Source organism: Pseudomonas triticicola, from assembly GCF_019145375.1.
Classification (GTDB): domain Bacteria; phylum Pseudomonadota; class Gammaproteobacteria; order Pseudomonadales; family Pseudomonadaceae; genus Aquipseudomonas; species Aquipseudomonas triticicola.
On sequence record NZ_JAHSTX010000001.1, the window covers coordinates 4,770,106 to 4,796,835 of the forward strand.

Sequence of the window (26,730 nt, forward strand, 5' to 3'; positions counted from 1 at the left end):
CATGAGCAAGCCGTTGATGTACCTGCTGGCCGGCAACGGCAGCGCTGCCGATTGGTGGGATGACGCGCTGCCGCACTTTCAGCGCTACGACGTGGTGCCGCTGGAGTTGCCGGGCTTCGGCGCCAATCCGCTGCCACCCTGCGAGGATCTGGCGGACTACGCGCAATCCTTGCTGGCGATGACACAGCAGGGCAGTGCGATCATGGCGGTCGGGGTCAATGCGTTGCTGGTGTTGCATGCGTTGCAACGTCGGCCCGGACACTTTTCCCGCAGCGTTTTGTTGGCGCCGGTGGGGGCGTTTCTCTGGCAGCGGCGGTTGCCGGCGCTGATGTCACCGCTTCCGATCCGCAAGACCATCCACTGGCTGCTGTCGAACAACCCCACGCTGTTCGCGCGCAAGTTTTCCAACCAGACCTGGACACCCGCGCAGTACCAGCGCATGGGCGCCGGCTATGCTCGCTGCCGTGCGTTTGTGCCGCATTGGGATCTGGTGCGCGCCGACACCGCGCTGCCACTGTTGGAGTGGATCACCGATCCGGTCGAATTGGTCTGGGGCGATCAGGACGCGGTGCTCGGCATCGAGCAAGCGGCGGCATGGTCGGCGATTCTCGCCCGCGCTGATCTGACCATCAGCTTGAAACCCGGTTGGGGCCATTACCCGTGGATCGACTCGCCCGCTGAATTCGCACAGTGGCTGGAGTCGGACGAGCGCGGGTTTGTTGCGCACACCAAGGGCGGGCGTTTGCGCCTGGCTGAACTGGCCCGGCAAGCGGTGCCGGCGGCGCTGACCCTCAACGATTGCACCGATCCGCGTCTGCCTGCGTTTCTCGCCGCCCAACCTGATGTGATCTGGGCGGTGCGCTCCTCCAGTTATGGCGAGGATCAGGCCGATTCGGCGAATGCCGGTTTGAGCACCACCTATCTGCGCGAACCGACCGCCAACGTGCCGAAACGCATTGCCGAACTGACGGCCGAAGGCGTCGAGGAAGTGGTGGTGCAGCGCTTCATCACCCCGGTCGTTTCCGGCATCGCTTTCGTGCGCCATCTCTCGGTAGAACTGGAATGGGTGGAAGGCCATCTCGAATCGCTGGCCGACGGTCACGTCAGCCCCTCAAGGGCAACGCTTTCGCGGCTCGGTGATGCCTGGCGCAGCGGCACATTCACGCCATCCCACGGCTTGACCGAAGACTTGCTGTGGCGCTTTCTGCAAGACGTGCTGCGCGTGTTCCACTACGTGCCCGGCGACGTCGAGTGGGCCTGGGACGGCTCACAACTGTGGCTGCTGCAATACCGGCCAATCAGCGATTACGGCTGGCGCCGCCACCTGACTGCCGCCAACATCGCCGAGATCCTGCCGCCGCAACCGAGCGTACTGGTGGAATACGCCCAGCGCCGCGCGGCAGCGAGTATCCCGGCGATCATGGCGCGCTGGGATGCGCGGGTGTTGCAGGACAACGAGCCGTTCACCGCCGTGTTCGGCGGCGCGTCCTACATCAACAACGACCTGTTCCTCGCCCGACTCGCCGACTGGGGCATTAGCGCCGCTAACTACGCCGGTGAAGTCGGCGGTGCGACGCCGCATCTGCCGTGGCAACCGCTGAAGATACTGCGTTCGTTGCCGCTGTTTTTGCGTATGCAACGCAAGGCTCGCGGCCATTTGCTGAACCTTGAAAATGGCTTGCAGCGCTTCGATCGGGAGCTGGCTGAACTCGTCGCCCAAGCTGCCGATGGTCAACAACTCGCAGACTGGTTCACCCGGTTTTACGTGTTCGTGGTGCAAGGCAATCTGTGCATCGCCACGGCGCTGGCCAGCAGCGGCGGTGACGCGTTGGGCCGCCCGCCGACCGCTTACAACAATTTAGAAAACAGTCCACATCGATTGCCGTGGGAAACCGATCCGGCTACACCTCGACCCGCGTCGAGCGAACTGCCGTTACAGCCATTCCCGCCATGGTCAGGGCTGATCCGCCTCGCGCATTCGACCGGCCTGCCGGGCCTGCGTGGCTACTACCTGCAAGTACGCGAGTGGTATCGCGACAACCTGATGCGCATCTTCTTCCGCCTGCACCACGCGATGCCGCTGGCGGATCGCGAGCACTGGTTTGCACCGCATCCCGACGTTCGCACCCGAGACGGCAGCTTCTGGCAGGACGGTCGCGAAGGTGCGGAGCAGGCGACCGGGTTCATGATTTATCCGGGGCAAGTGCGGGGCATCCTCGGCGAGGACATCTTGCTGGAAGACACTCTCGATCCGGGGCGGCACGCGCATTACCAAACAGCGCGGGCAGTGATTGCGCGGATGGGTGGGCGGTTGTCGCATGGCTCGACGTTGCTGCGCGAATTGCGAAAGCCGTCGGCGGTGATGCCGCAGGTGGACCCCGCATGGGTGGGGTGTGAGGTGTTGTATCGGGATGGTGAGTTGGAATTGATTAATTCGAAGGATGCGAAGTGAAACGACTGTTGTTGATGTGTTTGACCTGGTTGCCGATGGTGAGCATGGCGACGGATCTGTGCAATTCGGAGACCGATACGAAGAACTTTCTCTCGCAATGGGTGGAAAGATCCGATTACGTCTTGGACATACATTCAAGTCTTCAAACTGATGGATTCAGTCTGGAGGAGGGCAAGGTGGTGTACCGCGGCGATCTCAATGACGACGGTCAGGAGGACTTCATTTTCACCTCCTACTCAAGCCGTGGTTCAGCGGGTGACTCGACCTTCGCCTTTCTCATCCAGTGCCACGGTTACTTGAAGCATGTAGGGGGCGATTATTTCGCCGAGGTCAAGGTTCTGGACGGTCCGCCCAAGAACGGCGGCGATGTAAAAGACATCGAGATCTACTCCTACATCCGCGATAAGCGCGACCAGATCCGCTACAAGGGCAAAGAAGCCATGACCCGACCCCATCTATGGCAATTCAACTCGCAAACACAGCTTTATGAAGGGCAGTCTGAGTAAGCCGACGCTCCCCACTGCATTTACGGAGTTATTACGTGAAAGGATTTTCAGTTCTTCTCGGCAGCTTGATATTGGCTGCCGCGTCCATGGCATTCGCTGCCGATCCAGCCTTCAAGGATTACACCGTCACGCCAGTTTTCACCGGCCCCAGCCATAAGCTGGTGCCGCAAGAAAACAGCAGCCCAAAGATGGATCAGGCACGGGTGCAAGCCCTGAAAGGCAAGGTCAACTTCGCCGGCCATTACATCCTGCACAGGCTCGGCTGTGGCGGTAGCGCCATTTGTGGCGAAGTGCTGGACGCCCAGACCGGTGAAGTGGTTGGCGGTCTACCGAATGCTTACGACGGCAGCACCTTCGGTATGGTTTACCAGCCCGACAGCCGCTTGATCATCGTCTCCGGCGTCACGCTCGACGGCGAAGAAGATGCCCAAGGGAATGCGTTGGAAAGCGGTAACCGGGATCGTTACTACGAGTTTGTGGACAATGAGTTTCGGCTGCTGAGCATGACCGACGTGGAATCGTCGCCGATGGATGAGGAGTGAGTGGATGAACCGGTTTTTCATTCGGCCTATGCTGATTGCGCTTTTGCTTTTACCTCATTCACTGCCCGCGACTGCCAGCGAAGGGAGTTGCTACGGCTACCTTACTGAGCTTGTCAGGAGCAGCGATTTTCCGTTTCGTTATGTCGGCAAGGACAAGGTCAATTTGCTGATCGACGAGGACGACGGTGAAGTAGTGCGCGCTCAGCTGTTTTTCGACACCGACGGAACCGGAACAATCGGCTGGATCAAATACACCCCGGCTACCCGTGTATTGCTCAATAGCTCGGCGGAGTTGGAGGAGCCAGTGGCATTGTCATTCGATGCCAAGTTTGCGGACGGCTATGCGAAGTGCTTGGCGGAACAACAGGCTGGTTAACGGCGAAAAGGATTTCTCAATGAATCAGCTTTTGTTCGCCGGGAGCCTGGCATGGTTGTTCTCTTCCCCAGCCTTCGCCGCGCCGACGGATGCTTACACCCAACGCGATGTCATGCAGTGTGGCGGTGTTGAAGTGGTGTTGGTTTCGTCCTGTCGATCCGTGACAGTGGATGATGCGGAAACCCACGTCATCCCGGTCTGCTCCGACCAGACCATCAATATCGACGGCAAAGTGCTTCGGCGTGATATCAGCAAAGTTTCACAACTCACTTCCGACGGTGCGAAGACGAAAATGTTGAGCAATGTTGTTGTGGCGATGGATTGCGTGGAAGGCACCCAAGGCAGCCTTGTTTCGATAGGCGGATATGGCGGTTGCGGTGCCTGTGCGGAGTGGCATGGGTATTACTCGACAGCAGGGCGATTGGAGCAATACAGCTTCGATAATAACCAACGCTTGTTTGGCTCGAAGGGATCTCGGGAAGAGTTGATCAAGGCCTATGGCGTTACGAAGAGACAGTTAATGTCAGAAAGCCCGGCGGTGAAGAGGATCGTCTATGGCCAGCCTTAAATGGGTGTTGATGATCAGCAGTTTGTTCAGCGCTACCAATGTCTCGGCAAGAAGAAGCGCAGCGTTATTACCGCGATACCGCGACGCGATGAGTGCCGCCGGTAAAGCGCAGAAGATTCCGCAACGCGTCGTTGAGCGATCTGAAATTCAGGGACTGAGACAGTAAATATGTTCTTCCGCTTTATCGTGTTGAGCCTTGGGCTGCTAACCACTTCATACGCACTCGCTGCCCCACAAGTCCTGAAGGAAATTCCGGCTAGCTTGCTGGGTGATGCATCACGGCAAAAGGTATTTGTTCTGACAGGGGATGCGGACGAGGCCTCCAATCGGTTGTTGATCGCGCCGGTGCAGGCACGTAATGAGGAAATTTTGCTCGATACGTCGAAGGCGCTGCCTCTGATCAAGAGTCAGTACTCGTCCGCTCTTCAGGGTGTCTTCAGCGTCCATGTACTCAAAGGTCGCGCTGGCGTCATGACCGTCATTGATCCACAGGCTGAGGAAGCTGTGGTCAAGCAACCGTTCGTTGAGGCTGGGGATTACATCGCGCTGGTAACCAGCGAGGAAGATAACGCGGTTTACAACTTCAACCTGTTGTTCGCCTTCAACAAAGGTTCAAAGCAGTTTGAGCTGAAAGCTCTGCTGGAAGTGGCGAACAACGACTCCTGTGACCGGTCGCTTGTTAGCGTAGTGGAGTTGCCGGTGCAGACACTGGGCCCCATCGCTCTCGCTTCTTTCGATGGGCGTGAAGTGCTGCAGAAGCTGCAGGTTGCTCGTACTGGCAGTATTGAGGGCGTTAGAAAGAAGTTGATGACCGTCGATTCGGCTGATTTGCTGGATATGGCGCTGGCAGCCTACCGAAAGGGTGATGACTCTTCCTTCAAGGATACGATGAGCTACGCGTTGATGGGCGGTGGTTCGCATGACACTTGTCCCCCGGATAGCTATATCGTCGCAAAGTACTACTACCCGCAGCGTCCCGGCTGGTCCAACGACCTTGGGTTTTTACTGGGCGAGGCGGGTTTCTACGCTGAGTCGATTGAGTTGCTCGATGCAGTGGTTGCCAGCCACCCAAATAGGACGGTTGCTTACCTGAATCTCGCTGACAGTTATTGGGCCGTGAACGATAAAGAGCGGGCGGTGGCGGCGTACAAGCAATACGCATCGCGAATGTCTGAAGCGGGAAAAGCTTCGAAAATCCCGGCGAGGGTGGGTGAGCGCAGCGCTGTGGCGCCCGAGGCGTGACAAGAGCTCGTTGAGTTGCTGTAACTGTGTGTTCTGTACCCATGAACCGCTAAAGGAATATTCGGTTTGAAATTTTCGTCTGCAGTGTTTTCCGCGTTGCTCGTTTTCGTTCCTCTGGCGGCTCATAGCGAGGTCACGACCGAGGTTTTTTGCTTCCGCTCCTACGAAGGCAAACCCATAAATTTTGAATTCCGAACCTATTACGACTCTGTCGCCAAGTGGAGCGGTGCTGGCGTCAAATACAGCAAGTCAAAAAAGGCTATTGGGCTGGTTCATCGCAGTACTGAACAAGAAGAACTCGTGTATGGCCGGCCCTACCAGTACACGACAACTTGGGTTGAAGTAGTTGATGGCGCACTGACAGGTGAGTATCAGATGGTCACTCAGGGTGGCCGGGTTGATGCGATGTCGTATACGAATTACAAATCCGCAAAGAAGTATTCGTTTGAAAACGATTACAACGTGGATTCGAAACCTGAAACAGGTTGCCAGTGGTGAAGCAGGGAATATTCAGAAAGGGGACTTAACGTCCCCTTTTTTCATCCACAGACTTCGCTACGGCTTGGCCGCCACGCTTCGCACTTCAATCTGGTCGAGCGTCCCTTCCACCATCAATCTCACCCCGTCCGCCATTCTGCTCAGGGCCAGTGCCACCGAGCGGCGGGAGCCGTGGAGGTCGTCGGCGAGGTCGCAGGCGATGACGCTGATGGACAGGAGGTCTTCGGAGGCGTTGGCCATGAGGGCTTCGGCGTCGGTGCCGGGAGAGAGTTTGAAGAGGCCGTTTTCACGTTTGGGATGTGGTTCGACGGCTGGTTTGAAATGGTGGTCGAGGGCGCGTTCGGCGGCTTCGTGGAATTTCTTTGATTCCAGAGATTCGTAGGGCGAAATATCCGGGTTTTCTGGGGGGTTAGGTGTTGGTTTGATCATTCGGTCTTACTCCAGTTTAAGGAGCCGACACCGTTTCGCTCGCACTTCGAAAGTGGTGGCAGCTGTGCATAGGTGTGCAAGACCGGTGGAGTAACCCGGCAGACCCGAAGGCCTCCCATACACAGCCGCCATAACGATCCGCGAGCATAGGAAAACGCTCGGCGAATTGCCATAACCAATGTGTACTCCAACCGGACTTGCACGTCCGTATCGCCAATCTGCGGCGACACACAGAGCCTATCGATAGCCAGCCAACTCGCCTAGTTCATGGACAGCACCGCACTTTGCAGGAAATTTCCCATAGATTCGCGCGCCGGAAGATCAAAAGATCGCAGGCTTCGCCAGCTCCTACAGGGATGTGTTTCAACAGGTGTAGGACGTTGTTTTCGGAATCGTGACTTGGCAGTCATCGTGCGCGAAATGGTCTGCATCCTCTTCCAATAGAGTCAGATACTGGCGTTATCGTCCGAATCCCTTACACTGCCCCGGCCGTTCATTTTCCTTTTGAGGCTGTGCGCATGAAATTTCGTTTTCTCCTGTGGATGATGGGTTTGTTGATGGGTAAGGCCAGCCGGACAAATCCTGCGTTCCAGCAGCAGTTGGGTGACAAGGATCTGGTGTTTCAGCTGCAGACGCTGGACGGGAAAGTGGCGCGGCATTTCGTGGTCAAGGATCAGCGCATCACCAGCAAGTCTGGGGTGGTCGCAGAACCGGCGTTTGCGATTGCGTTTAAAGATGCCGGTTATGGCTTTGCGACGATGCAGGCGAAGAACAAGCAGTTGGCGTTTATGCAGGGGATTCAGGACAAGTCGATCCAGCTCAAGGGCAATCCGGCGCTGGTGATGTGGTTTCAGGGATTGATGAAGTATTTGAAGCCGAGGAAGGCAAAGGCCAAGGCTTGAGATTCTCCTGGTTGGCTCCAAGCGAAGCGCATCGAAGAATGGTGTGCTCGCTGGCTCGCAAGGTTGCTGTTTAGGCCTGTAAAGACAGTCGAACTGTCATTTCTGTCAGGTGCTTCGCTCATCTTCACGATGCTCTACTCAAGTTCTGGTCCCATAAAGGACGTAACGCACTTGATGGAGCAAGAACATGACTCAGGCTCAAGTCTTAACCACCCCAGGTACCCCTGATCCATCTTTCGCCCTGAATGGTTTATTGAAGTTGCCGATACCGGGCATCGCGAGCCATGAGGCTGCGGCCGTTTTGGCACTCCCCGACGGGAAGTTGCTGGTCGCTCTTCCTCTGGAAGGAAATGATGCGCCGCTGGCCATCGCACGATTGGCCGAAGACGGGACGCTCGACAAGTCCTTCGGCAGTCATGAGACAGGTTTCGTCGAGATATCTTTAAAGGACGCGAGCATCAGCACCGTGTTTGGGCTCGATGCGCTGCAGGACGGCGGCTGGCTGGTGCGTGTTCAGTACTTCACACAGAAGGCCGTCGACGCTGGCCAAGCAATGATCCGCTTGAAAGGCAACGGTGAGCTGGACGATTCGTTCGGCGATAACGGTGTGAGTTTATTTTCTTTCTACAAGATCCCAAGCTCCACGCCTGCGTCGTCGGCAGGGGCGAAGTCAAGACAAAAGTCCCCCGCTACAAATGCCTTTACCGGCTCTCCAGTTCAGCAGGCCGATGGCAAAATCGTCCTGCTCCATTTCCTGCTGATCGATGAGCCATGGCCATCGCCCGTCGTGATGCGTCTTTTGGCGAACGGCTCGCTCGATCCATCATTTGACGGCGCGGGGTACGTCTTGGTAGATGTTGGTGCCACCTCGAGCACCGCCAGCGCTATCGCTGTTCAAGCCGATGGCAAGGTGTTGGTTTGCGGATCCTTTCAGAATGGTGAGACAGGCTCCGGAGTTTTTCTGGCACGTTTGGACGCAGCGGGGAAGCTGGATAAGGATTTCAACAATGGCCAGGCGAAGCTGATTTTCAACGAGGATGGCGAGCGCTCTCTGAAAGCCATTTCGGTGCGGGGAAGTGATGGCCGGATCGTTGCGGTCGGTGATGCCTGGCAAGAAAACGTCCACGGCGGGTTAGTGGTTGTGCTGACCGCCAGTGGAGCGGCCAATCTTGTATTCAATGATGGCCAGCCTCTGTTTTCTCCGTTACTGCCAGACGGGTTGACGTGGTGGCATACATCACAGCTCGACGGTTCGATCATTGTCGTTGGTGCCGGGGATTCAGCGGTAATGACCGCGCGCTTTCTTGCTGACGGCAAACTGGACACGGCCTTCAACGGTATTGGCTATACGCTCTTCGATGACGTCGCGGGGCCAGTGTTTCCTCGGGATCTGGCAATCATGGAGGACGGTCGGATAGTGGTGTCCATGACCCACACCAGCCTTTCTGACCCTTCTCGGGTGGATGGCTGGATCACCCGCTATCTAAGCGCAAACCTGACGAGTGGCACGCTGAATTTTGATCCGTCTTTTGGCGAAAACGGCATTGTCAGATTTCCGCTGGGAGGATTGTCTGAGTTTGACGTAAGAGCGGTATTGGCTCTGCCGGACAACAAGTTGCTGGTGGCTATTCGTCGACGCAAGGATGGCCTGGAAACGCTGATCGCCCGGCTTCTGGAGGACGGCCAACTGGACCTCGGTTTTGGTGAAGAAAAGACCGGATTCGTCGAGATTTCACTCAAGGACGGTTTGTATATGCACTCGATGCTCGAGTTGACGCCGTTTCCGGATGGCGGTTGGCTCGTTCGTGCCGAGTACCAGAACAATGGGCCTGATGTTTCTGCCGGGCTGGTTGTCGTGAAACAAGACAAAGATGGACGGCTGGATCACAACTTTGCTGACCAGGGTGTGCGTTACATTCCTTATGCGCAGATGGGGAGCGCGGGTCATGGCGACAATGTCGCGCGGCAAGACGAGAAAATCCTGCTGGTCGGCTCCGTCGAAGACGATACTGGCCGTGTGAGCGGCATCGTCATGCGGCTCAATGCGGATGGCTCCGACGACACCACGTTCAATGGCACGGGTTTCGCGCTTGTCGAAATCGCTGGCATTGCACACCAACACAGTTCTGCGCAGCTGGTCGCGCATCAACCTGACGGTGCTGTGGTGGTTGGCGGCAGATATAGCGGGCCATCTTCGGGCGCGTATGTCATTCGATTCGACGCTAACGGCAAGATCGACAGGTCATTCGGCGAGAGCGGTAACGGCGTCGTGATCATCTCTGGTGAGGATGAGATGCACCTGTCCGCCATTTCAATTGTGGATAGCAAGATTGTTCTTGCAGGGGCTGCCGTAAGGGACGGTGCCATGCGTGGAGTGATTGCGGTCCTCACGTCCAAAGGCTCCTACAATCTCGTATTCAATAACGGTAAACCGTTGTTCTCCGCCTTCGTCCCGCAAGGCTTGAGGTGGTTGCACTGCGTGGCGCGACTTGACGGTTCAATCGTCGTCAGCGGCGATACCGGGATCGGAGTCACTGACGATGATCCGAGTGCGATCACGGCGAAGTTTTTGGCGGACGGAACACCAGACCTGTCATTCAACGGCACAGGGTTCAGTATTTTCGACGAGGACGGCGTCCTGGAAGCTCTTTATGACATGACGGTATTGGCGGACGGCCGAATTGTAGTGGGAGGGTATTTCATTGGAAGCTTCCCGAACCCGCAGGGCTGGGTGATTCGGTACCGCGGTTGATTACGCCAATAATCAACAGTTGGCCGCAACTCACCCGCTCCCAAAGATCGCATCGATCTTTGGGAGCGGGCTTGCCCGCGAAGCTTTTCAGGCCTGGCTGAATTGCGAAGCCAGTTCACGTAGCAGCACTTCAGCCTCAAGCACTTTGCTGACGACATCGTTGGCTTTGTCGCGGCTCAAACCAACACGTTCCAACAGTGCATCCGGAATATCTTCATCCGGGCCAGAGCCAATCCCGCGACTACGCAGCAGGCGCACGGCCAGGCAGACGAGGTTCGGGTATTCGGCGTAGGCGCCGTCGTAGCTTGGGTCGTGCTGGAAGCGCAGGGCGGTGGCCAGCTCATCCGGCATGTCCCAGTAGCGCATCAGCCACGAGCCGATCTGTTCACGGCTGATACCGAGCAGGTGTTGCTCGATGTAGCTGTGGCACAGGTGCGGGTTGACCTCCAGGTGGCGGCAGATCAGTGAGAAGTGCGGCGGGAACACGTGGGCCAGCAGCAGGTAACCGAAGTTGTGCAGTAGACCGGCCAGATAGGTCAGGCCGGCTTCCGGGCGCTGGGCGCGGGGCATGGCGCGGGTCAGGCCTTCGATGACGGCGGCGGTGTAGATCGATTGCTGCCAGTACGGCGTAGTGTGTTGCGGGTGGTCTTTGGGCAGGCTCAGGGTCTTGCCGAGGGCCAGGCCCAGCGCGAGGTTGATCACCAGATCGAAGCCCAACACGCGGACGATCGCGTCTTCCACCGAACGAATCTTGCCCGGCGAGGCGTAGTAGGGCGACGCCGCCCAGCTCACCACTTGCGCGGCCAGCGCCGGGTCGGTTTCGACGACGCCGGTGATGTCGTCGATGGTGGCGTTGGGGTCGACGCGCAGCTTGATGATTTTTTGCGCGGTTTCGGCCAGCGGTGGAATCTCGATGGTCGCTTCCAGACGCTGCTGAATGCGCCGCGCAGTGAACGCCTGCACGGCCTGGGTGATTTCCTCGCGGTCATCGTCCGGGCGGTCGAGGTTCGGGCGGATGCTGCTCAGGGCTTCGCCGAAGTTGGCAGCGCTGGCTTTGGTCAGCATCGATTTGAAGTCTTCGCTGCTGATTTCCAGCAGCAGGCCCGGCTCGCCGGAGTTGATCAGCAACTTCGGCTCGCGCAGCAGGCTTTCTTCGTAGAGGCACGGCGAACTGGTCAGCGCCGGCAGGCCCGGCAACAGGCTCAGATTGTGTTTGCCGAGCATCTTCTCCAGGCGCTCGGTGGACACGGCTGTGAGGCGGCGGCCAGTGAGTTCGGCGAGGCGATTGAGATCCAGCAACTGGCTCTGTGGAAACAGCACCATCAACGCGCCCACGGCGTCGTCCAGCAACACGGCCTGCACTTTGCGCGAGGCATTGAGGCCGTGGTGGTCGAGCACTTCTTCGTAGGCAACGCCCAGCTTGTTGAGCAGCAGCCGAATAACAGACGGAGCTTGCGGAGATTCGGGGACGAGAGCAGCTTCGGTCATGGTCTGTATCCGTTTTTGAAACAATTGCAGGAGTATAACCAGCTCTGTAGGAACGATCCTGCACAAACTGCGACGGTGCTCACACTTGGCCGTATTGCTGCCCATGGCGCAGCCAACGGTCAAGCAATGGGCTGACGTGGGTCGGCCAGCGCTCCAGCAGAGCCTGGGCGGCGTCGCGCACGGCGGGCAGCAGGTCGGCGTCGCGCATCAGGTCGGCGACCTTGAATTGCAGCAGGCCGGTCTGACGGGTGCCGAGCATTTCCCCGGGGCCGCGCAGTTCGAGGTCTTTTTCGGCGATGACGAAACCGTCGTTGGTCTCGCGCATGATGCCCAAACGCTGACGGCCGATCTGCGACAGCGGCGGGTGGTAAAGCAGTACGCAGTGGCTGGCCGCGCTACCCCGACCAACCCGACCGCGCAACTGGTGCAGTTGCGCGAGGCCGAGACGCTCGGGGTTTTCGATGATCATCAGGCTGGCGTTGGGCACGTCGACGCCAACTTCGATCACGGTGGTGGCGACCAGCAGTTGCAGGTTGCCGGCCTTGAACTCAGCCATCACTGCGGCTTTCTCGACCGGCTTCATGCGCCCGTGAATCAGCCCGACTTTCAATTCGCCGAGGGCGGCGGTGAGGTCTTCAAACGTGGTTTCGGCGGCCTGGCAGGTCAGCTCTTCGGATTCTTCAATCAGCGTGCACACCCAATAGGCCTGCCGCCCTTCGGCACAGGCGCTGCGCACGCGTTCGATGACTTCGACGCGGCGGGTGTCGGTGACCAGCACGGTGTTGACCGGGGTTCGGCCGGGCGGCAGTTCGTCGAGGATCGAGGTGTCGAGGTCGGCGTAGGCACTCATCGCCAGTGTGCGTGGAATCGGCGTGGCGGTCATGATCAGTTGGTGCGGGCACATGCGCCCGCCGACGCCTTTCTGCCGCAACGCCAGACGCTGCTGCACACCGAAGCGGTGCTGTTCGTCGATGATCACCAGAGCGAGGTTCTTGAACTGCACTTCGTCCTGAAACAGCGCGTGGGTGCCGACCACCATCGGCGTGCCGCTGGCGATCTGTTCCAGCGCGGCGACGCGATTCTTGCCCTTGAGCTTACCGGCCAGCCACGCGACTTCAATGCCCAGCGGTTCGAGCCAGCGCTTGAAGGTGATGAAGTGCTGTTCGGCGAGGATCTCGGTCGGCGCCATCAATGCAACCTGGTAACCGGCCTCCAGCGCCTGCAACGCGGCGAGCGCGGCAACCACGGTTTTGCCCGCGCCAACGTCACCCTGAATCAGGCGCAACATCGGTTCGTGCTGGCTGAGGTCGTAGGCGATTTCGTTGCCGACGCGCTGTTGCGCGCCGGTCGGGTTGAAGCCGAGGTTTTTCAGGTATTTCGGTGGCAGCTTTGTGGCTTTCGGCATCGCCGGCGCGCGCAGTGAACGCATGCTTTCGCGCAGACGCTGCTGCGACAGTTGATGAGTCAGTAGCTCTTCGAAAGCCAGGCGATGCTGGGCCCAGTGATGACCAAGGGCGAGTTCGTCGACGTCGGCGTCAGCGGGCGGGTTGTGCAGGTAACGGATCGCGTCGGCCAGCGGCGCCAGTTGATAGTCGCGGGCGAGTTCGGTCGGCAGCCAGTCGGGCAGGGTGCTCGGCTTGAGCAGCGTCAGGGTCTGCATGCACAACTGACGCAGGCGCTGTTGGGTCAGGCCTTCGGTGAGCGGGTAGACCGGGGTCAGGGTTTCGTCCACTGGCGGTGGTTCATCACCGGTGATCGCGCGGTATTCCGGATGATAGATTTCCAGGCCTGAGGCGCCGGGCCGGGCTTCACCGTAGCAGCGAACCCGCGTGCCACGCTTGAGCCCTTCCTTCTGCGCGTTGCTGAAATGGTAGAAACGCAGGCTCAGCCCGCCGGTGCCGTCCTGCAAGCGCACGACCAGACTGCGCCGGCGACCCATGACCACGTCGGCACCGCTGACGGTGCCTTCGACCACGGCGTCCTGCCCCGGCCGCAATGCGCCGATCGGCACCACGCGGGTGCGATCCTGATAACGCAGCGGCAGGTGAAACAGCACGTCCTGCAGATTCTCGAGGCCGACCTTGGCCAGTTTCTCGGCCATGGCCACGCCGACACCCTTGAGTGCCGTCACCGACACTTGCGACAGCTCCGTCATGACGCTCGCTTAACCAGCCGTAACCGGCGCGGCAGGCTTGGCCACCGAGCACAGGCGAATGGAATCGGCGAGGATCTCGATGGCTTTCGGCCGTGGGAAGCTCGCGCGCCAAGCGATCGCCACGGTGCGGAACGGCACCGGCGCGGTCAGTGGACGCACTTCAATAACGCCCGGGGCGTAGTGATGGCTGTCCACCGCCGACAGCGGCAGGATCGAGATGCCCAGGCCGGAAGCGACCATGTGGCGAATGGTTTCCAGCGAGCTGGACTCGACCGTGGTGTGCTTGGCGCCGTCGTTGCCTTTGGTCAGGGTCGGGCAGGCCTCGAGCACCTGATCGCGGAAACAGTGGCCTTCACCGAGCAGCAGCAGACTCTTGTCATTGAGCAGGCCGGCGTCGATGGATTCTTTCTTGGTCCACGGGTGCTGCGCCGGCATCAGGACGTAGAAAGGCTCGTCGTACAGCGGCAGGGTCAGCACGTCGGCTTCGTTGAACGGCAGGGCGATGATGATCGCGTCGAGTTCGCCGTTGCGCAGTTTGTCGCGCAGCACGTGGGTGAAGTTCTCTTCGATGTACAACGGCATCTGCGGGGCAACCCGGTGCAGTTGTGGGATCAGGTGCGGGAACAGGTACGGGCCGACGGTGTAGATGGCGCCGACTTTCAGCGGTGCGGTCAGCTGGTTCTTGCCGGCCTGGGCCAGCTCGCGGATGCCCTGGGCCTGTTCCAGGACTTTCTGCGCCTGGGCGACGATGCCTTCGCCGACTGGGGTCAGGCGCACGGCGCTTTTGCTGCGCTCGAAAATCAGCACACCGAGTTCGTCTTCAAGCTTTTTCACGCCCACCGACAGCGTCGGCTGGCTGACGTGGCAACGCTCGGCCGCGTGGCCGAAGTGCTGCTCTTGGGCGAGGGTAACGATGTAGCGTAATTCTGTGAGGGTCATAGCAAGCGTCCATGAAGATGCGCCAAGCATACCGGCTGCAATCGATAGACGCACGTTATCAGACTGCGGGTTGAGTGCGACACCGGTCGAGGACGGTTTGCCGCTGGCAAATACGCAAAAGGCACCTTTCGGTGCCTCTCCCTGTTTACGCTGAACCCTGTGGGAGCGAGCCTGCTCGCGAAAGCGGTGGGTCAGGCAAAAATGTGCTGACTGACACGACCTCTTCGCGAGCAGGCTTGCTCCCACAGGTTGCGGTGTATCTAACGGCGACGTTCCAGCGAATAAACAAACGGCGCAACAATTTCGATCGAGCCGTTATTGAGCATGTCGGCCGGTGGCTTGGGCAGCGGTTGGGCGCGGCGGATCATGTCCAGGGTGGCCCGGTCCAGATCGGCGTTACCAGAGCGGCCGACCAGTTCGAACGACAGCACATTACCTTCGCCATCAACCACGAAGCGCAGACGATTCAAACCTTCCTTGCCACGCGACTGTGCACTCTGCGGGTACTTCTTGTACTTGGCCAGATGCGTGAGCAGGGCGCCTTGCCAACTGGCCTTGGCCGCCAGTTGCGCTGGCGACGGGCCCGGTGCCGGCTGGGCGGATTTCTCCGTTGGCGCCTGGGTCGGCTGAGTGTCGGCCGGTTTTTCCTCGGAAGGTTTTTCCTTCGGCGGCTCTGGCAGTTTTTTCTCGACCGGCTTCGGCGGTTTTGGCTTGGGCTTCGGCTTGGGTTTCGGTACCGCGATTTCCGCTTTCGGTGCTTCAGCCAGTTTCGGAATCGGCAATTCTTCCACCGGAGCCGGTGGCTGCGGCGGTGTGACGACTTTCGGCGGAGCCGGCGGTGGCGGGGCAGGCAACGGGGCCAACTCGACCATCATTGCCTGCGGCGGCAATTCGATGGGCGGGCGGGCAGTCCAGTTCAGCGCCAGCGCGATGGCCAGTGCATGCACGCCCAGCACCACGGCCAGGCTACCGCTGTAACGCGTCAGCTTATGGCGCGTCGTGATCATTTCTTGGCTGCCGTCTCGAGACCGACCAGACCGACCTTCAGGTAACCGGCGGCGCGCAGGCTGTCCATCACGCTCATCAGGTCACCGTAATCCACGCCTTTGTCGGCCTGGAAGAAGATGGTGGTGTCTTTCTTGCCCTGGGTTTTGGCGTCGAGGGTAGCGCCGAGGGTTTCGGCTTTCACTTCGTCGTCACCGAGGAACAGGCGCTGGTCAGCTTTCACACTGAGGAACACCGGTTTCTCCGGCCGCGGCGCCGGTTTGGCGGTCGAGGCGGGCAGGTCGACTTTGATGTCCACAGTGGCCAACGGCGCGGCCACCATGAAGATGATCAACAGCACCAGCATCACGTCGATGAACGGCGTGACGTTGATTTCGTGATTCTCGGCCAGATCGTCGTCTGCGCCTTCTTTCAAATGCAGGCCCATGGCCGATTACCCCACTTTAACCATGTGCGGCTGCGAGCTGCGCTCAGGCTGGTGGTCGAGATCGCGGCTGACCAGCAGCAGGACTTCTGCCGAGGCATCGGAGACCTGCGCCTTGTAACCGGCGATGGAGCGGGCGAAGACGTTGTAGATCACTACCGCAGGAATCGCCGCAACCAGACCCAGTGCAGTGGCCAGCAGGGCTTCAGCGATACCCGGTGCGACAACGGCGAGGTTGGTGGTCTGGGTTTTGGCGATGCCGATGAACGAGTTCATGATGCCCCACACGGTACCGAAGAGACCTACGAACGGTGCGGTCGAACCGATGGTGGCGAGGACGCCGGTGCCGCTGCTCATGTTGCGACCGCAGGCCGCTACGAGGCGCTCGAGGCGGAAGCTGACACGCTCCTTGATGCCTTCTTTCTCGCGGCTGTTGACCGACAGGCGCATCTCTTCGAGCGCGTCATGCACCAGCAGGTTGGCGAGGGTGCCTTCTTTACCAGCGGTGGCGCTGGCTTCCTTGAGGGTGGTGGCTTTTTTCAGTGCGGCAATTTCGCCACGCAGACGACGCTTGGCGCCCATCAGCTCGAAGCCTTTGGCGATCCAGATAGTCCAGGTGATGATCGATGCGATGGCCAGACCGATCATCACGATTTTCACGATGATGTCGGCGTTCTGGTACATGCCCCACGGCGACAGGTCGTGGGCCATGCCCAAGGTGTTGTCGGCTTCGAGGACTTCAGGTGCGTCGGCCGCGTCGACAGCCTGCACTGGATCGGTGGCGGCCGGTGCAGCCGGAGCGGCAGCGGGTGCGCTCTGCTCGGTGGCGGCTGGGGTGGCGGGTGCTTGAGCGTCGGCGAAGGCGGCGGTCGGTGCCAGCATCAGGCTGAGCAGCAAAGCCGCGACAGCGCTCCAGGCGCGAGGTCGAGTGGTTGGCGAAGCGGGAGTTTGATTACGTGTCATGCTGGCCGGACCTGAGATAGAAAAACGTTGTTGCTCTTCCAGGCCTCGTGAGGCCGAGAACAAAAGTGGCGTGCATTATTGCAAGTAATTCTTGTTAACAAAAGTAATAGAGTAACTTTTTTTCCTTCATTGCTAGCCGTTCGTCCTGTGCCAGAGCTAGTCTGTGCCTTTCTGATGGGAGTTTTCTGATGTCCGCGCCTTCTGTTTTGATTGCCGGTTGTGGTGATGTCGGCAGTCGTCTGGCCACGCAATTGCTGGCGGCTGGCTGGCAAGTTCATGGCCTGCGCCGCGACGTTTCCAAGCTGCCGGAGGGTGTCATCGGCGTCACCGGCGATCTGTTCAACGAAGAGTGCCCGGCGACCTGGCCGGTGGGTGCCGTGGATTATCTGGTGTATTGCGCTGCGGCCACCGACCACGATGAAGAGGGCTACCGCAAGGCCTACGTGCAAGGCTTGCAGAACGTGCTGAGCTGGCTGGACGACTATGGGCAAGTGCCTGAGCGGCTGATCTTCGTGTCGAGCAGCAGCGTGTACGGCCAGCAGGATGGAGCATGGGTGGATGAGACCTCCGAGACTGTCGCGGCCGGATATTCAGGTCGCTTGATGCTTGAAGCCGAGCAGGTCGCGCTCAATAGTGGCATCCCGGCTAGCGTGGTGCGCCTGACCGGCATTTACGGCCCGGGCCGCGAGTGGCTGCTGACTCAGGTGCGTCGCGGGTATCGCGTGGCTACGGAGCCACCGCTGTATGGCAATCGTATTCATGCCGATGATGCAGCGGGGCTGCTGGCGTTCTTGCTGGAAAAAGACCGCGAGGGCATCAAGCTGGACCAGCTCTATATCGGTGTGGATGACGCGCCAGCGCCGTTGGCCGAAGTGGTGGGCTGGTTGCGCGAGTATCTGGGCGTGACTGAATGGGCGGAAGACGCCAGTGTGCGGCGCACTGGCAGCAAGCGTTGCAGCAATGCGCGGGCGAAAGCGTTGGGGTGGGTGCCGAAGTATTCGAGTTATCGCGAAGGCTATGCAGCGATTCTTGAAGGTAAGTGCTGAATTTTCAGCAACACAAAAACCACTGTGGGAGCGAGCCTGCTCGCGAATGCGGTATGTCAGTCATTATCAGTTTGACTGACCCACCGCGTTCGCGAGCAGGCTCGCTCCCACATTTGATCTTCTGAGATTTCGGAGGCAGGTTACTGCTTCTCCAGCAACCACTTGCGCTCACCTGCGGCAAACTGCGGTTGCTCATCCGCCAGCGCAGCGTTGACTGCCTGCAAAATCTCCAGCTCCTTGCCCTTGCGCACAAAGATCCAGTTGTTGCCCTGGCCATTGAGTTGTAGCCACATGCTGTCGTTGCCATTGCTCATCGATGCGCAATCGCCGGCCAGGCACAAGGCATAACGATCAACGCCCGGCAGGCCCGTCACCTGGCCGTCGGCCTGGAACTGCACGGTGCCGCCTTCACCCTGGCCGCTGGCGATGGTCCAGTTGCCGCCCAGATACGCTGAATACAGAGCGCGTTCGAAGCTGGCACCGATTGGAGCGCCTTCCGGCACCGGGATCTGTGCACGATCGAAAAGCTGCTCGGGTTCGTTGTCACTGGCAGCTTGCTGCAAACGTCCACCGTCGCGTTTCAGTTCGCTGGCGGAGCTGCCATAGAAGTCGACTTTCCAGGCGCCGGACTCTCCGCCCAGCAGCCGTCCTTCGACGTTCTCAAAACCGTTGGTGTAGCGGGCCTGACCGGCCTTGGTGTTGACGTCCCACTCCAGATTCGGGCCGTAAGCCTGCAGCGCTTCACGCAGGGGACCGCCCTTGGCGGCGGCATCGATCGCCACCTGGTTGATCCAGGTGCCGCTGATGTCACGGTCGGCAGGGTCGCTGGCGCAGCCGCCGAGAAACAGGGCGAGCAGCGAGAGAGCTAGCGCTTTGCGCATGGTGAAATCCTTTCAAAACCTTTTCTTGCAGCAGTCGGCGCGGCGTGAAGGCCGCGCCGTGCGCATCACTCGATGACCAGAATGGCATCCATTTCAACCTGCGCACCCTTCGGCAGGGCGGCCACGCCAATGGCGGCGCGGGCAGGGTATGGCTGGTCGAAGTACTTGCCCATGATCTCGTTGACCTTGGCGAAGTGGCTCAGGTCGGTGAGGAAGATGTTCAGTTTGACGATGTCCTTGAACGAACCGCCGGCAGCTTCGGCCACGGCTTTGAGGTTCTCGAAGACCTGGACGGTCTGGGCTTCGAAGCCCTCAACCAGTTCCATGGTTTTTGGGTCCAGAGGAATCTGGCCCGACATGTAAACGGTGTTGCCTGCCTTGATCGCTTGGGAGTAAGTGCCGATGGCGGCCGGGGCCTTGTCGCTGGTGATGACGGTTTTGGTCATGTAGGACTCCTTGTAATAGGCAGGTTATGCGCGCATGCGGGTGATGCGGATCACCCCGGTCAAGGCGCGCAGTTTCTTGATCACGCGGGCCAGGTGCACACGGTCGTGGACGCTGACCACCAACTGCACGACGCTGATGCGACCATCGCGTTCGTCCATGCTGATTTTCTCGATATTGCCGTCGGCCGCGTTGACGCTGCTGGCCAGCAGTGCGATCAGGCCGCGCTGGTGTTCCAGCTCGACGCGCAGCTCGACGTTGAATTCGCCGGTGACATCCTTGGCCCACGAGAGCTGGATGCATTTTTCCGGGTTGTGCCTGATTTCGCTGATGTTGCGGCAGTTATCCAGGTGCACGACCATGCCTTTGCCCGCCGACAGGTGCCCGACAATCGGGTCGCCCGGGATCGGCGTGCAGCATTTGGCGTAGCTGAGCACCAGGCCTTCGGTACCGCGAATCGCCAGCGGACCTTCCGGGCTCGGCAGCTGCTCACCTTCGCCGAGCAGGCGACGGGCAACGACATAGGCCATGCGGTTGCCCAGGCCGATGTCTTCGAGCAGGTCTTCGATCAGTTCGAGGCGGTACTCGGTAAGCATTGCTTTGACGCGCTCTGCCGGGATCTTCTCCAGGGAGCTGTCGAAACCGTTGAGGACCTTGTTCAGCAGGCGTTCGCCAAGACTGATGGACTCGGAGCGGCGTTGTAGCTTCAGCGCATGACGAATATGTGTGCGTGCCTTGCCGGTGACCACGAAGTTGAGCCACGCCGGGTTCGGCCGTGCGCCGGGAGCGCTGACGATCTCGACCGTGGAGCCGCTTTGCAGCGGTTCCGACAGCGGCGCGAGACGACGATTGATGCGGCAGGCGATGCAGCTGTTGCCGACATCGGTGTGCACTGCGTAGGCAAAGTCGACCGCCGTGGAGCCTTTTGGCAGCTCCATGATCCGGCCTTTCGGCGTGAACACGTAGACCTCGTCCGGGAACAAGTCGATCTTCACGCTTTCGATGAATTCCAGCGAGTTGCCGGCACGTTGTTGCATTTCCAGCACGCCTTTGACCCACTGGCGAGCGCGGGCGTGCGTGCCTTTCGGTTGCTCGTCACCGCTGGATTTGTACAGCCAATGGGCGGCGATGCCGTTGTTGGCCATTTCTTCCATTTCGCGGGTGCGGATCTGGATCTCGATCGGTACACCGTGCATGCCGAACAACGTGGTGTGCAGCGACTGATAGCCGTTGGCCTTGGGGATCGCGATGTAATCCTTGAAGCGCCCTGGCAACGGTTTGTACAAATTATGCACAGCACCCAATACGCGGTAGCAGGTATCGACCTTGTCGACGATGATCCGGAACGCGTAAACGTCCATGATTTCGTTGAAGGCCCGACGCTTGCCGCGCATTTTCTTGTAGATGCCGTAGAGGTGTTTCTGCCGACCGCTGACTTCGCCCTGGATGCCGTCGATGGCGAGGCAATGGCCGAGGGACTCTTCGATCTTGTTGACGATTTCCTTGCGGTTGCCCCGGGCGCGCTTGACCGCCTGGTAGATCCGCGCGGAACGCATCGGGTGCATGGCCTTGAAGCCGAGGTCTTCGAATTCGATGCGGATCGCGTGCATGCCCAGCCGGTTGGCGATGGGTGCGTAGATCTCGAGGGTTTCCTTGGCGATACGCCGGCGTTTTTCGCCGGACAGCACTTCCAGCGTGCGCATGTTGTGCAGACGGTCGGCGAGCTTGACCAGGATCACCCGGATGTCGCGCGCCATGGCCATGGCCATTTTCTGGAAGTTTTCAGCCTGTGCTTCGGCCTTGGTCTCGAAGTTCATCTGGGTCAGTTTGCTGACCCCGTCGACCAGTTCGGCCACGGTTTCACCAAACTGCGCTTGCAGCGCTTCCTTGGCGATACCGGTGTCTTCGATCACGTCATGCAGCATCGCGGCCATCAGGCTCTGATGGTCCATGTGCATGTCGGCAAGTATATTGGCCACGGCAAGAGGATGCGTGACGTACGCCTCACCACTGCGACGGCGTTGACCGTCATGGGCTTGTTCGGCGTAGAAATACGCTCGGCGGACCAGGTTGACCTGGTCGTTGCCGAGGTAGGTCGATAAGCGATCGGCGAGGGCGTCTATGCTCGGCATGATGATTCCTGCCGAAAGCTGTGACCCCGCGCCGTGCTACGTCGACCAGGCATAGGCTTAGACGGCCTCGTTCGACTCGTCCTCGAACGCTGCGAACAGCGGTTCATCCTGGACGATTTCCTGCTCGGCGATGAACTCGTAGCTCATCAGGCCTTCAGCAATTTCACGCAGCGCGACAACGGTCGGCTTGTCGTTTTCCCACTGCACCAATGGCTCTTTGCCGCCGGTGGCCAGTTGACGGGCACGCTTGGTAGAGAGCATGACCAGCTCAAAGCGGTTTTCCACGTGTTCTAGGCAGTCTTCAACGGTTACGCGGGCCATGGTATTCCTCGGAGCGAATGCAATATGCGCGCTGCCCGGTTGGGCGAGCGGACTGAGCAGTTTAAAAAATCACCAGCGATTAGGGAAGCGCTGATTTTTTGACCAGACCCTTCAACGCGCTGCAAGCACCAATGTAAAGCGCTTGCGGGCGTTTTGGGAAGTGCTGTTTTAACCGAGCAATTCAGCCAGTAATTTGCCGAAACGCACTTGCTGGCGCTTCTGTTGCAACTGATTGGCGCGGAAAATCGCTTTCAGATCGTCCAGCGCGTGAGCGAAATCGTCGTTGATGATCAGGTAGTCGTAATCGACATAGTGGCTCATCTCGCTGACCGCTTCGCGCATGCGGCCGTCGATGATCTCGTCGCTGTCCTGGCCGCGGTTGGTCAGGCGCTGGTGCAGGGCCTGCAGCGATGGTGGCAGGATGAAGATCGAGCGCGCTTGCGGCATCAGCTTGCGCACTTGCTCGGCGCCTTGCCAGTCGATTTCCAGAATCAGGTCGTGACCTTCGTCCAGGGTCTGTTGCAAACGGCTTTGCGAGGTGCCGTAGAAGTTGCCGAAGACTTCGGCGCGCTCAAGAAAGTCGCCGTGCTCGCCCATCTTCACGAACTCTTCGCGGGTCACGAAGTGATAGTTCACGCCATCCACTTCGCCCGGGCGCATGGCGCGGGTGGTGTGCGAAACGGAAACGCGGATCTCCGGATCGGCGTCGGTCAAGGCCTTGACCAGACTGCTCTTGCCCGCGCCCGATGGCGCGGAAATGATGTACAGGGTGCCGGTGTGTTGGGTCATGTCAGGGTAGCCTTACTCAATATTCTGCACTTGTTCGCGCATCTGCTCGATCAACACCTTGAGGTTGACGGCGGCCTGGGTGCTGCGCGGGTCGAAGGCTTTGGAGCCCAGTGTGTTGGCCTCGCGGTTGAGCTCCTGCATCAGGAAGTCCAGACGCCGCCCGGCGGCACCACCGGACTTGAGCACCCGGCGAACTTCGATGATGTGAGTGCTCAGGCGATCCAGTTCTTCGGCCACGTCGCTTTTTTGCGCGAGGATGACCATTTCCTGTTCCAGGCGCTGCGGGTCGAGCTCGGCCTTCATGTCGGCGAAGCGGTCGAGGACCTTCTGGCGCTGGGTGGCGAGCATCTGCGGCACCAGTTCTCGAAGGGTCACCACGTCTTCTTCGATGGACGTCAGGCGGTCGTTGATCAAGCGAGCCAGCTCCGCGCCTTCGCGCTCGCGGCCAGCCTTCAGATCCTTCAAGCCCTGATTGAACAGCGCCAGCGCTTCGGCGTTCAGCGCTTGCGGGTCGGTCGCATCGGCCACCAGCACGCCGGGCCAGGCCAGCACTTCCAGCGGATTCAGCGCAGCCGGATTCTTGATCAGCCCGGCAACGGTTTCCGCAGCGGCCACCAGTTGCGCGGCGCGTTCGCGGTCCACTTGCAGCGGTTTGCCGGTGCTTTCTTCAGTGAAGCGCAGCGTGCATTCCAGTTTGCCCCGCGACAGGCCCTGACGCAGCGCTTCACGCACGGCGCCTTCGAGGTCGCGGAACGATTCGGGCAAGCGCAGGTGCGGTTCCAGATAGCGGCTGTTGACCGAGCGCAGTTCCCAGCTCAGGGTGCCCTGAACGCCGGCTTTCTCGACGCGGGCGAAGGCGGTCATGCTGTGCACCATGGCGGTGACCTCGCAATGCAGATCGGCGCGAAACGCTGTTTCGCAGGCGCGATTTCAATGAATTTAAGCCGACTGGCAGCAAAGGCGCAGGATTGTAGCGCAGTGCGGCGAATGCGCCCAAACACACGGTGTGACAAACCGCTGCAGCCCGTCGGTTATGCGCGCTTGAGGGGCTTCGGTCGTCGGCCGGCGGTTTTAACCAGTGCCCACTCGCGGTGCAGCGCTCTATAATGCTCGGCAGTTTTCCGTCCTCAGTACAGGTATCCCTATGAAACGTCCAAGTGGTCGCGCTGCCGATCAGCTCCGCTCGATCCGCATCACCCGCAACTACACCAAACACGCCGAGGGATCCGTACTGGTCGAATTCGGTGATACCAAAGTCATTTGCACCGTCAGCGTCGAAAACGGCGTACCGCGCTTCCTCAAAGGCCAGGGCCAGGGCTGGTTGACTGCCGAGTACGGCATGCTGCCACGCGCCACCGGCGAGCGTAACCAGCGTGAAGCCAGCCGTGGCAAGCAGGGCGGTCGTACTCTCGAAATCCAGCGCCTGATCGGCCGTTCCCTGCGCGCAGCGCTGGACATGTCCAAGCTCGGCGACGTGACCCTGTACGTCGATTGCGACGTGATCCAGGCCGATGGCGGTACTCGCACCGCCTCCATCACCGGCGCCATGGTTGCGCTGGTCGATGCCCTGAAAGTGATCAAGAAGCGCGGCGGCCTGAAAGGCGGCGATCCGCTCAAGCAGATGATCGGTGCGGTCTCGGTCGGCATGTACCAGGGCGAGCCCGTGCTGGATCTGGACTATCTTGAAGATTCTGCAGCTGAAACCGACCTGAACGTGGTGATGACCAGCACCGGCGGCTTCATCGAAGTGCAGGGCACCGCTGAAGGCGCGCCGTTCCAGCCTGACGAGCTCAATGCCATGCTGGAACTGGCCAAGCAGGGCATGAACGAAATCTTCGAATTGCAGAAGGCTGCGCTGGCCGACTGAGGTTTTTGACCACAAGGAGGACGTGATGAGTGACGAGCAAGAGTTGCTGCCCAAGCCGAGCCAGGAGGTTCGCCAGTGGGCGATGTTCTGTCACTTGTCCGCCTTGCTGGGGATCTGGATTCCGTTCGGCAATCTGATCGGGCCGCTGATCCTTTGGCAGATGAAGCGCGAGAAGGACCCGTTCATCGACGCGCAGGGTAAAGAGGCGCTGAATTTTCAGATCACTGTCGCCATTGCCTCGATGATCTGCTTCCTGCTCATGCTGCTGATCATTGGTTTCTTCCTCTTTGGCTTGCTGGCGATAGCGGCACTGGTCCTGACGATCATTGCAGGGGTCAAAGCCAACGAAGGTTTTCCTTACAGATATCCGTTCACTTGGCGACTGATCAAGTAATAGTCTGTTGTATCGCTATATGAAAATGCCCCCGACTTATCGGGGTCTTTTTATTTGTGCAACTCAATAATTGGTTTTTGTTGTAGGACTAGTCTGTTAACGATGTGCGGTTTGGCATTTATTTGCTGATATTTCTCTATTACATCTTTGGTCACAACTGATCGACCACGTGCTTATTCTCGTTCTTGTTATTGGCGAGAACTGGTTGTTAAAGTTGCCCGATGCAATGTTTCGATTGAAACATTTCGATATGTTCAAGCCATCGATGGCACTTGAATTCCCCAGTAATCAGTGTTGATAAAATCAGCCGGTTCACCCGTCGAGCCCAGGTAAACGCTCGCCTCGTGAATACTTAGCCAAGAATAATCCACATGATTGAGCTCGATTTCTACGGCACGCTCGTGGCCGCTTCTTTAGTACTACTGCTCGGACGCGGGCTTGTTACGCGTGTCGGCTTTCTGCGAAGTTACAATATTCCTGAACCGGTAGCGGGCGGCCTTCTGGTTGCCATGCTCCTGTTGATATTGCGCACTTTCGATATTGAAGTCCGCTTTGATACATCATTGCAAACACCGTTAATGTTGGCTTTCTTTGCCACCATTGGCTTGAGTGCCGACCTTGCCAGTCTGAAGAAGGGCGGCCGCATTGTCGGTATCTTCCTGCTTGCGGTCATTGGCTTGCTGGTGGTGCAGAACGCCATGGGCATCGGGTTGGCAACCCTGCTCGGGCTCGACCCTTTGATGGGCTTGCTGACGGGCTCGATCACGCTGGCCGGCGGCCACGGCACTGGCGCTGCATGGGGCGCGGTGTTCAGCGAGAAATATGGCCTGGCTTCGGCTTCGGAGCTGGCGCTGGCCTCAGCGACGTTCGGTCTGGTGCTGGGCGGGTTGATCGGTGGGCCCGTCGCCCGGTTGCTGATCAAGCGTGTTCAAGTGCCAGGTTGCAATCCGCAACAAGCGCCGCGACTGCCAAGAGGTTTTGAACAGCCGAACAAGGAACGCTCGATCACGCCGTTTTCTTTCGTCGAAACGCTGGCGCTGATTGCCGTCAGCCTGCTCGCTGGCAATCTTTTGAATGGCTTGCTGCAGGGCACTGCTTTCGAGCTGCCGACGTTTGTTTGCGTGCTGTTCGTGGGTGTGGTTTTGCGCAACAGTCTGTCAGCGCTTGGCTTGTATCAGGTATTCGAGCGCGAAGTTTCTGTGCTCGGCAATGTCAGCCTCTCGCTGTTTCTGGCGATCGCGCTGATGTCGCTGAAGCTTTGGGATCTGGCGGCGTTGGCATTGCCGATCTTTATCATTCTGGCCGTGCAGGCGCTGGTCATGGCGCTGTTCGCGATTTTCGTGACGTTCCGGGTGATGGGCGCTAACTACGATGCCGCAGTGCTGGCTGCGGGACATTGCGGCTTCGGTCTGGGCGCCACGCCGACGGCGATTGCCAACATGCAAGCGGTGACGCAGCGCTATGGGCCATCGCAGATCGCGTTTCTGGTAGTGCCGATGGTAGGAGCGTTCTTCATCGATATCGTTAACGTCATCGTGATCAAGCTGTACCTGGCCTTGCCATTCTTCGCTGCCGTCTAGAAAGCATGGCGCATAAAAAATGCCCGCATCTCACG

The 26,730-nt window shown here is 59.3% G+C and carries 27 protein-coding genes; 14 read left to right on the plus strand and 13 right to left on the minus strand.

From position 1 onward, the window contains the following. Position 1 precedes the first annotated feature (1 nt). The 8 genes from KVG85_RS20975 to KVG85_RS21010 all read left to right on the plus strand — a co-directional run bounded on the left by KVG85_RS20975 (position 2) and on the right by KVG85_RS21010 (position 6,184). Positions 2 to 2,452 carry an alpha/beta fold hydrolase gene (locus KVG85_RS20975; protein WP_217864855.1) on the plus strand — a complete coding sequence of 817 codons (2,451 nt, stop codon included), beginning with the start codon at positions 2 to 4 and terminating at the stop codon, positions 2,450 to 2,452. Next, positions 2,449 to 2,958, plus strand: a complete 510-nt coding sequence (locus tag KVG85_RS20980; RefSeq protein WP_349251726.1) for a hypothetical protein — start codon at positions 2,449 to 2,451, stop codon at positions 2,956 to 2,958. Before KVG85_RS20975 ends, KVG85_RS20980 begins: the two co-directional genes overlap by 4 nt. 86 nt (positions 2,959 to 3,044) lie before the next feature. Then, positions 3,045 to 3,500, plus strand: coding sequence for a hypothetical protein (locus KVG85_RS20985; RefSeq protein WP_217865011.1), 456 nt, complete (start codon positions 3,045 to 3,047; stop codon positions 3,498 to 3,500). Positions 3,501 to 3,504: 4 nt separating this feature from the next. Then, the gene (locus KVG85_RS20990; RefSeq protein WP_217864856.1) at positions 3,505 to 3,876 is read left to right on the plus strand and encodes a hypothetical protein; all 372 of its coding nucleotides are present in this window, start codon (positions 3,505 to 3,507) and stop codon (positions 3,874 to 3,876) included. A gap of 19 nt (positions 3,877 to 3,895) precedes the next feature. Next, positions 3,896 to 4,444 carry a hypothetical protein gene (locus KVG85_RS20995; RefSeq protein ID WP_217864857.1) on the plus strand — a complete coding sequence of 183 codons (549 nt, stop codon included), beginning with the start codon at positions 3,896 to 3,898 and terminating at the stop codon, positions 4,442 to 4,444. Further along, complete coding sequence (locus tag KVG85_RS21000) at positions 4,431 to 4,610, plus strand: hypothetical protein (protein ID WP_186568798.1); 180 nt, start codon at positions 4,431 to 4,433, stop codon at positions 4,608 to 4,610. The genes KVG85_RS20995 and KVG85_RS21000 overlap by 14 nt, the downstream gene beginning before the upstream one ends. 2 nt (positions 4,611 to 4,612) lie before the next feature. Further along, the gene (locus KVG85_RS21005) at positions 4,613 to 5,686 is read left to right on the plus strand and encodes a tetratricopeptide repeat protein (RefSeq protein ID WP_217864858.1); all 1,074 of its coding nucleotides are present in this window, start codon (positions 4,613 to 4,615) and stop codon (positions 5,684 to 5,686) included. 66 nt (positions 5,687 to 5,752) lie between these two features. After that, on the plus strand, positions 5,753 to 6,184 hold the full coding sequence (locus KVG85_RS21010) for a hypothetical protein (RefSeq protein WP_217864859.1): 432 nt from the start codon (positions 5,753 to 5,755) through the stop codon (positions 6,182 to 6,184). Positions 6,185 to 6,241: 57 nt separating this feature from the next. On the opposite strand, the gene KVG85_RS21015 is transcribed toward KVG85_RS21010, so the two are convergent. After that, entirely contained in the window at positions 6,242 to 6,613 is a 372-nt protein-coding gene (locus KVG85_RS21015; RefSeq protein ID WP_016985802.1) for a DUF6124 family protein, read from the minus strand. A gap of 518 nt (positions 6,614 to 7,131) precedes the next feature. Here KVG85_RS21015 and KVG85_RS21020 point away from each other — a divergent pair. After that, on the plus strand, positions 7,132 to 7,515 hold the full coding sequence (locus KVG85_RS21020; RefSeq protein WP_007920327.1) for a hypothetical protein: 384 nt from the start codon (positions 7,132 to 7,134) through the stop codon (positions 7,513 to 7,515). A gap of 187 nt (positions 7,516 to 7,702) precedes the next feature. After that, complete coding sequence (locus tag KVG85_RS21025; RefSeq protein ID WP_217864860.1) at positions 7,703 to 10,267, plus strand: hypothetical protein; 2,565 nt, start codon at positions 7,703 to 7,705, stop codon at positions 10,265 to 10,267. Between the two features lie 87 nt (positions 10,268 to 10,354). Here the strand turns inward: KVG85_RS21025 and KVG85_RS21030 are convergent, their stop codons facing one another. The 6 genes from KVG85_RS21030 to exbB all read right to left on the minus strand — a co-directional run bounded on the left by KVG85_RS21030 (position 10,355) and on the right by exbB (position 17,241). After that, positions 10,355 to 11,755 (minus strand): aminoacyl-tRNA deacylase and HDOD domain-containing protein, encoded by a 1,401-nt coding sequence (locus KVG85_RS21030; protein ID WP_041476626.1) that lies wholly within the window; start codon positions 11,753 to 11,755, stop codon positions 10,355 to 10,357. A gap of 79 nt (positions 11,756 to 11,834) precedes the next feature. Beyond that, positions 11,835 to 13,910, minus strand: a complete 2,076-nt coding sequence (recG, locus tag KVG85_RS21035) for an ATP-dependent DNA helicase RecG (RefSeq protein WP_217864861.1) — start codon at positions 13,908 to 13,910, stop codon at positions 11,835 to 11,837. Positions 13,911 to 13,919: 9 nt separating this feature from the next. Further along, complete coding sequence (locus tag KVG85_RS21040; protein ID WP_024014805.1) at positions 13,920 to 14,849, minus strand: hydrogen peroxide-inducible genes activator; 930 nt, start codon at positions 14,847 to 14,849, stop codon at positions 13,920 to 13,922. 260 nt (positions 14,850 to 15,109) lie between these two features. After that, positions 15,110 to 15,856 (minus strand): TonB family protein, encoded by a 747-nt coding sequence (locus KVG85_RS21045; protein ID WP_217864862.1) that lies wholly within the window; start codon positions 15,854 to 15,856, stop codon positions 15,110 to 15,112. Beyond that, a complete protein-coding gene (gene exbD, locus KVG85_RS21050) occupies positions 15,853 to 16,281 on the minus strand; it encodes a TonB system transport protein ExbD (RefSeq protein ID WP_016772535.1) in 429 nt (142 codons plus the stop codon). Before exbD ends, KVG85_RS21045 begins: the two co-directional genes overlap by 4 nt. Before the next feature lie 6 nt (positions 16,282 to 16,287). Next, a complete protein-coding gene (gene exbB, locus KVG85_RS21055; protein ID WP_024014803.1) occupies positions 16,288 to 17,241 on the minus strand; it encodes a tonB-system energizer ExbB in 954 nt (317 codons plus the stop codon). 188 nt (positions 17,242 to 17,429) lie between these two features. Between exbB and KVG85_RS21060 the strand changes: the two genes are divergently transcribed. Beyond that, positions 17,430 to 18,287 carry an SDR family oxidoreductase gene (locus KVG85_RS21060; protein WP_217864863.1) on the plus strand — a complete coding sequence of 286 codons (858 nt, stop codon included), beginning with the start codon at positions 17,430 to 17,432 and terminating at the stop codon, positions 18,285 to 18,287. 140 nt (positions 18,288 to 18,427) lie between these two features. On the opposite strand, the gene KVG85_RS21065 is transcribed toward KVG85_RS21060, so the two are convergent. The 6 genes from KVG85_RS21065 to KVG85_RS21090 form a co-directional block, all read right to left on the minus strand. Beyond that, positions 18,428 to 19,168 carry a hypothetical protein gene (locus KVG85_RS21065; protein WP_217864864.1) on the minus strand — a complete coding sequence of 247 codons (741 nt, stop codon included), beginning with the start codon at positions 19,166 to 19,168 and terminating at the stop codon, positions 18,428 to 18,430. A 65-nt stretch (positions 19,169 to 19,233) separates the two neighbouring features. Then, entirely contained in the window at positions 19,234 to 19,614 is a 381-nt protein-coding gene (locus KVG85_RS21070) for a RidA family protein (RefSeq protein WP_014340863.1), read from the minus strand. Between the two features lie 24 nt (positions 19,615 to 19,638). Then, the gene (spoT, locus tag KVG85_RS21075) at positions 19,639 to 21,744 is read right to left on the minus strand and encodes a bifunctional GTP diphosphokinase/guanosine-3',5'-bis pyrophosphate 3'-pyrophosphohydrolase (RefSeq protein ID WP_007920338.1); all 2,106 of its coding nucleotides are present in this window, start codon (positions 21,742 to 21,744) and stop codon (positions 19,639 to 19,641) included. Between the two features lie 57 nt (positions 21,745 to 21,801). Then, the gene (rpoZ, locus tag KVG85_RS21080) at positions 21,802 to 22,065 is read right to left on the minus strand and encodes a DNA-directed RNA polymerase subunit omega (protein ID WP_008030604.1); all 264 of its coding nucleotides are present in this window, start codon (positions 22,063 to 22,065) and stop codon (positions 21,802 to 21,804) included. A 168-nt stretch (positions 22,066 to 22,233) separates the two neighbouring features. After that, positions 22,234 to 22,854, minus strand: a complete 621-nt coding sequence (gene gmk, locus KVG85_RS21085; RefSeq protein ID WP_039757364.1) for a guanylate kinase — start codon at positions 22,852 to 22,854, stop codon at positions 22,234 to 22,236. Positions 22,855 to 22,866: 12 nt separating this feature from the next. Further along, positions 22,867 to 23,730, minus strand: a complete 864-nt coding sequence (locus KVG85_RS21090; protein ID WP_016770639.1) for a YicC/YloC family endoribonuclease — start codon at positions 23,728 to 23,730, stop codon at positions 22,867 to 22,869. Between the two features lie 268 nt (positions 23,731 to 23,998). On the opposite strand from KVG85_RS21090, the gene rph reads away from it, so the two are divergent. From rph to gltS, 3 genes are all read left to right on the plus strand, one after another. Beyond that, the gene (rph, locus tag KVG85_RS21095; RefSeq protein ID WP_024014799.1) at positions 23,999 to 24,721 is read left to right on the plus strand and encodes a ribonuclease PH; all 723 of its coding nucleotides are present in this window, start codon (positions 23,999 to 24,001) and stop codon (positions 24,719 to 24,721) included. 25 nt (positions 24,722 to 24,746) lie between these two features. After that, complete coding sequence (locus KVG85_RS21100) at positions 24,747 to 25,115, plus strand: DUF4870 domain-containing protein (RefSeq protein WP_016772541.1); 369 nt, start codon at positions 24,747 to 24,749, stop codon at positions 25,113 to 25,115. 371 nt (positions 25,116 to 25,486) lie between these two features. Further along, on the plus strand, positions 25,487 to 26,695 hold the full coding sequence (gene gltS / locus KVG85_RS21105; protein WP_217864865.1) for a sodium/glutamate symporter: 1,209 nt from the start codon (positions 25,487 to 25,489) through the stop codon (positions 26,693 to 26,695). Positions 26,696 to 26,730 lie beyond the last annotated feature (35 nt).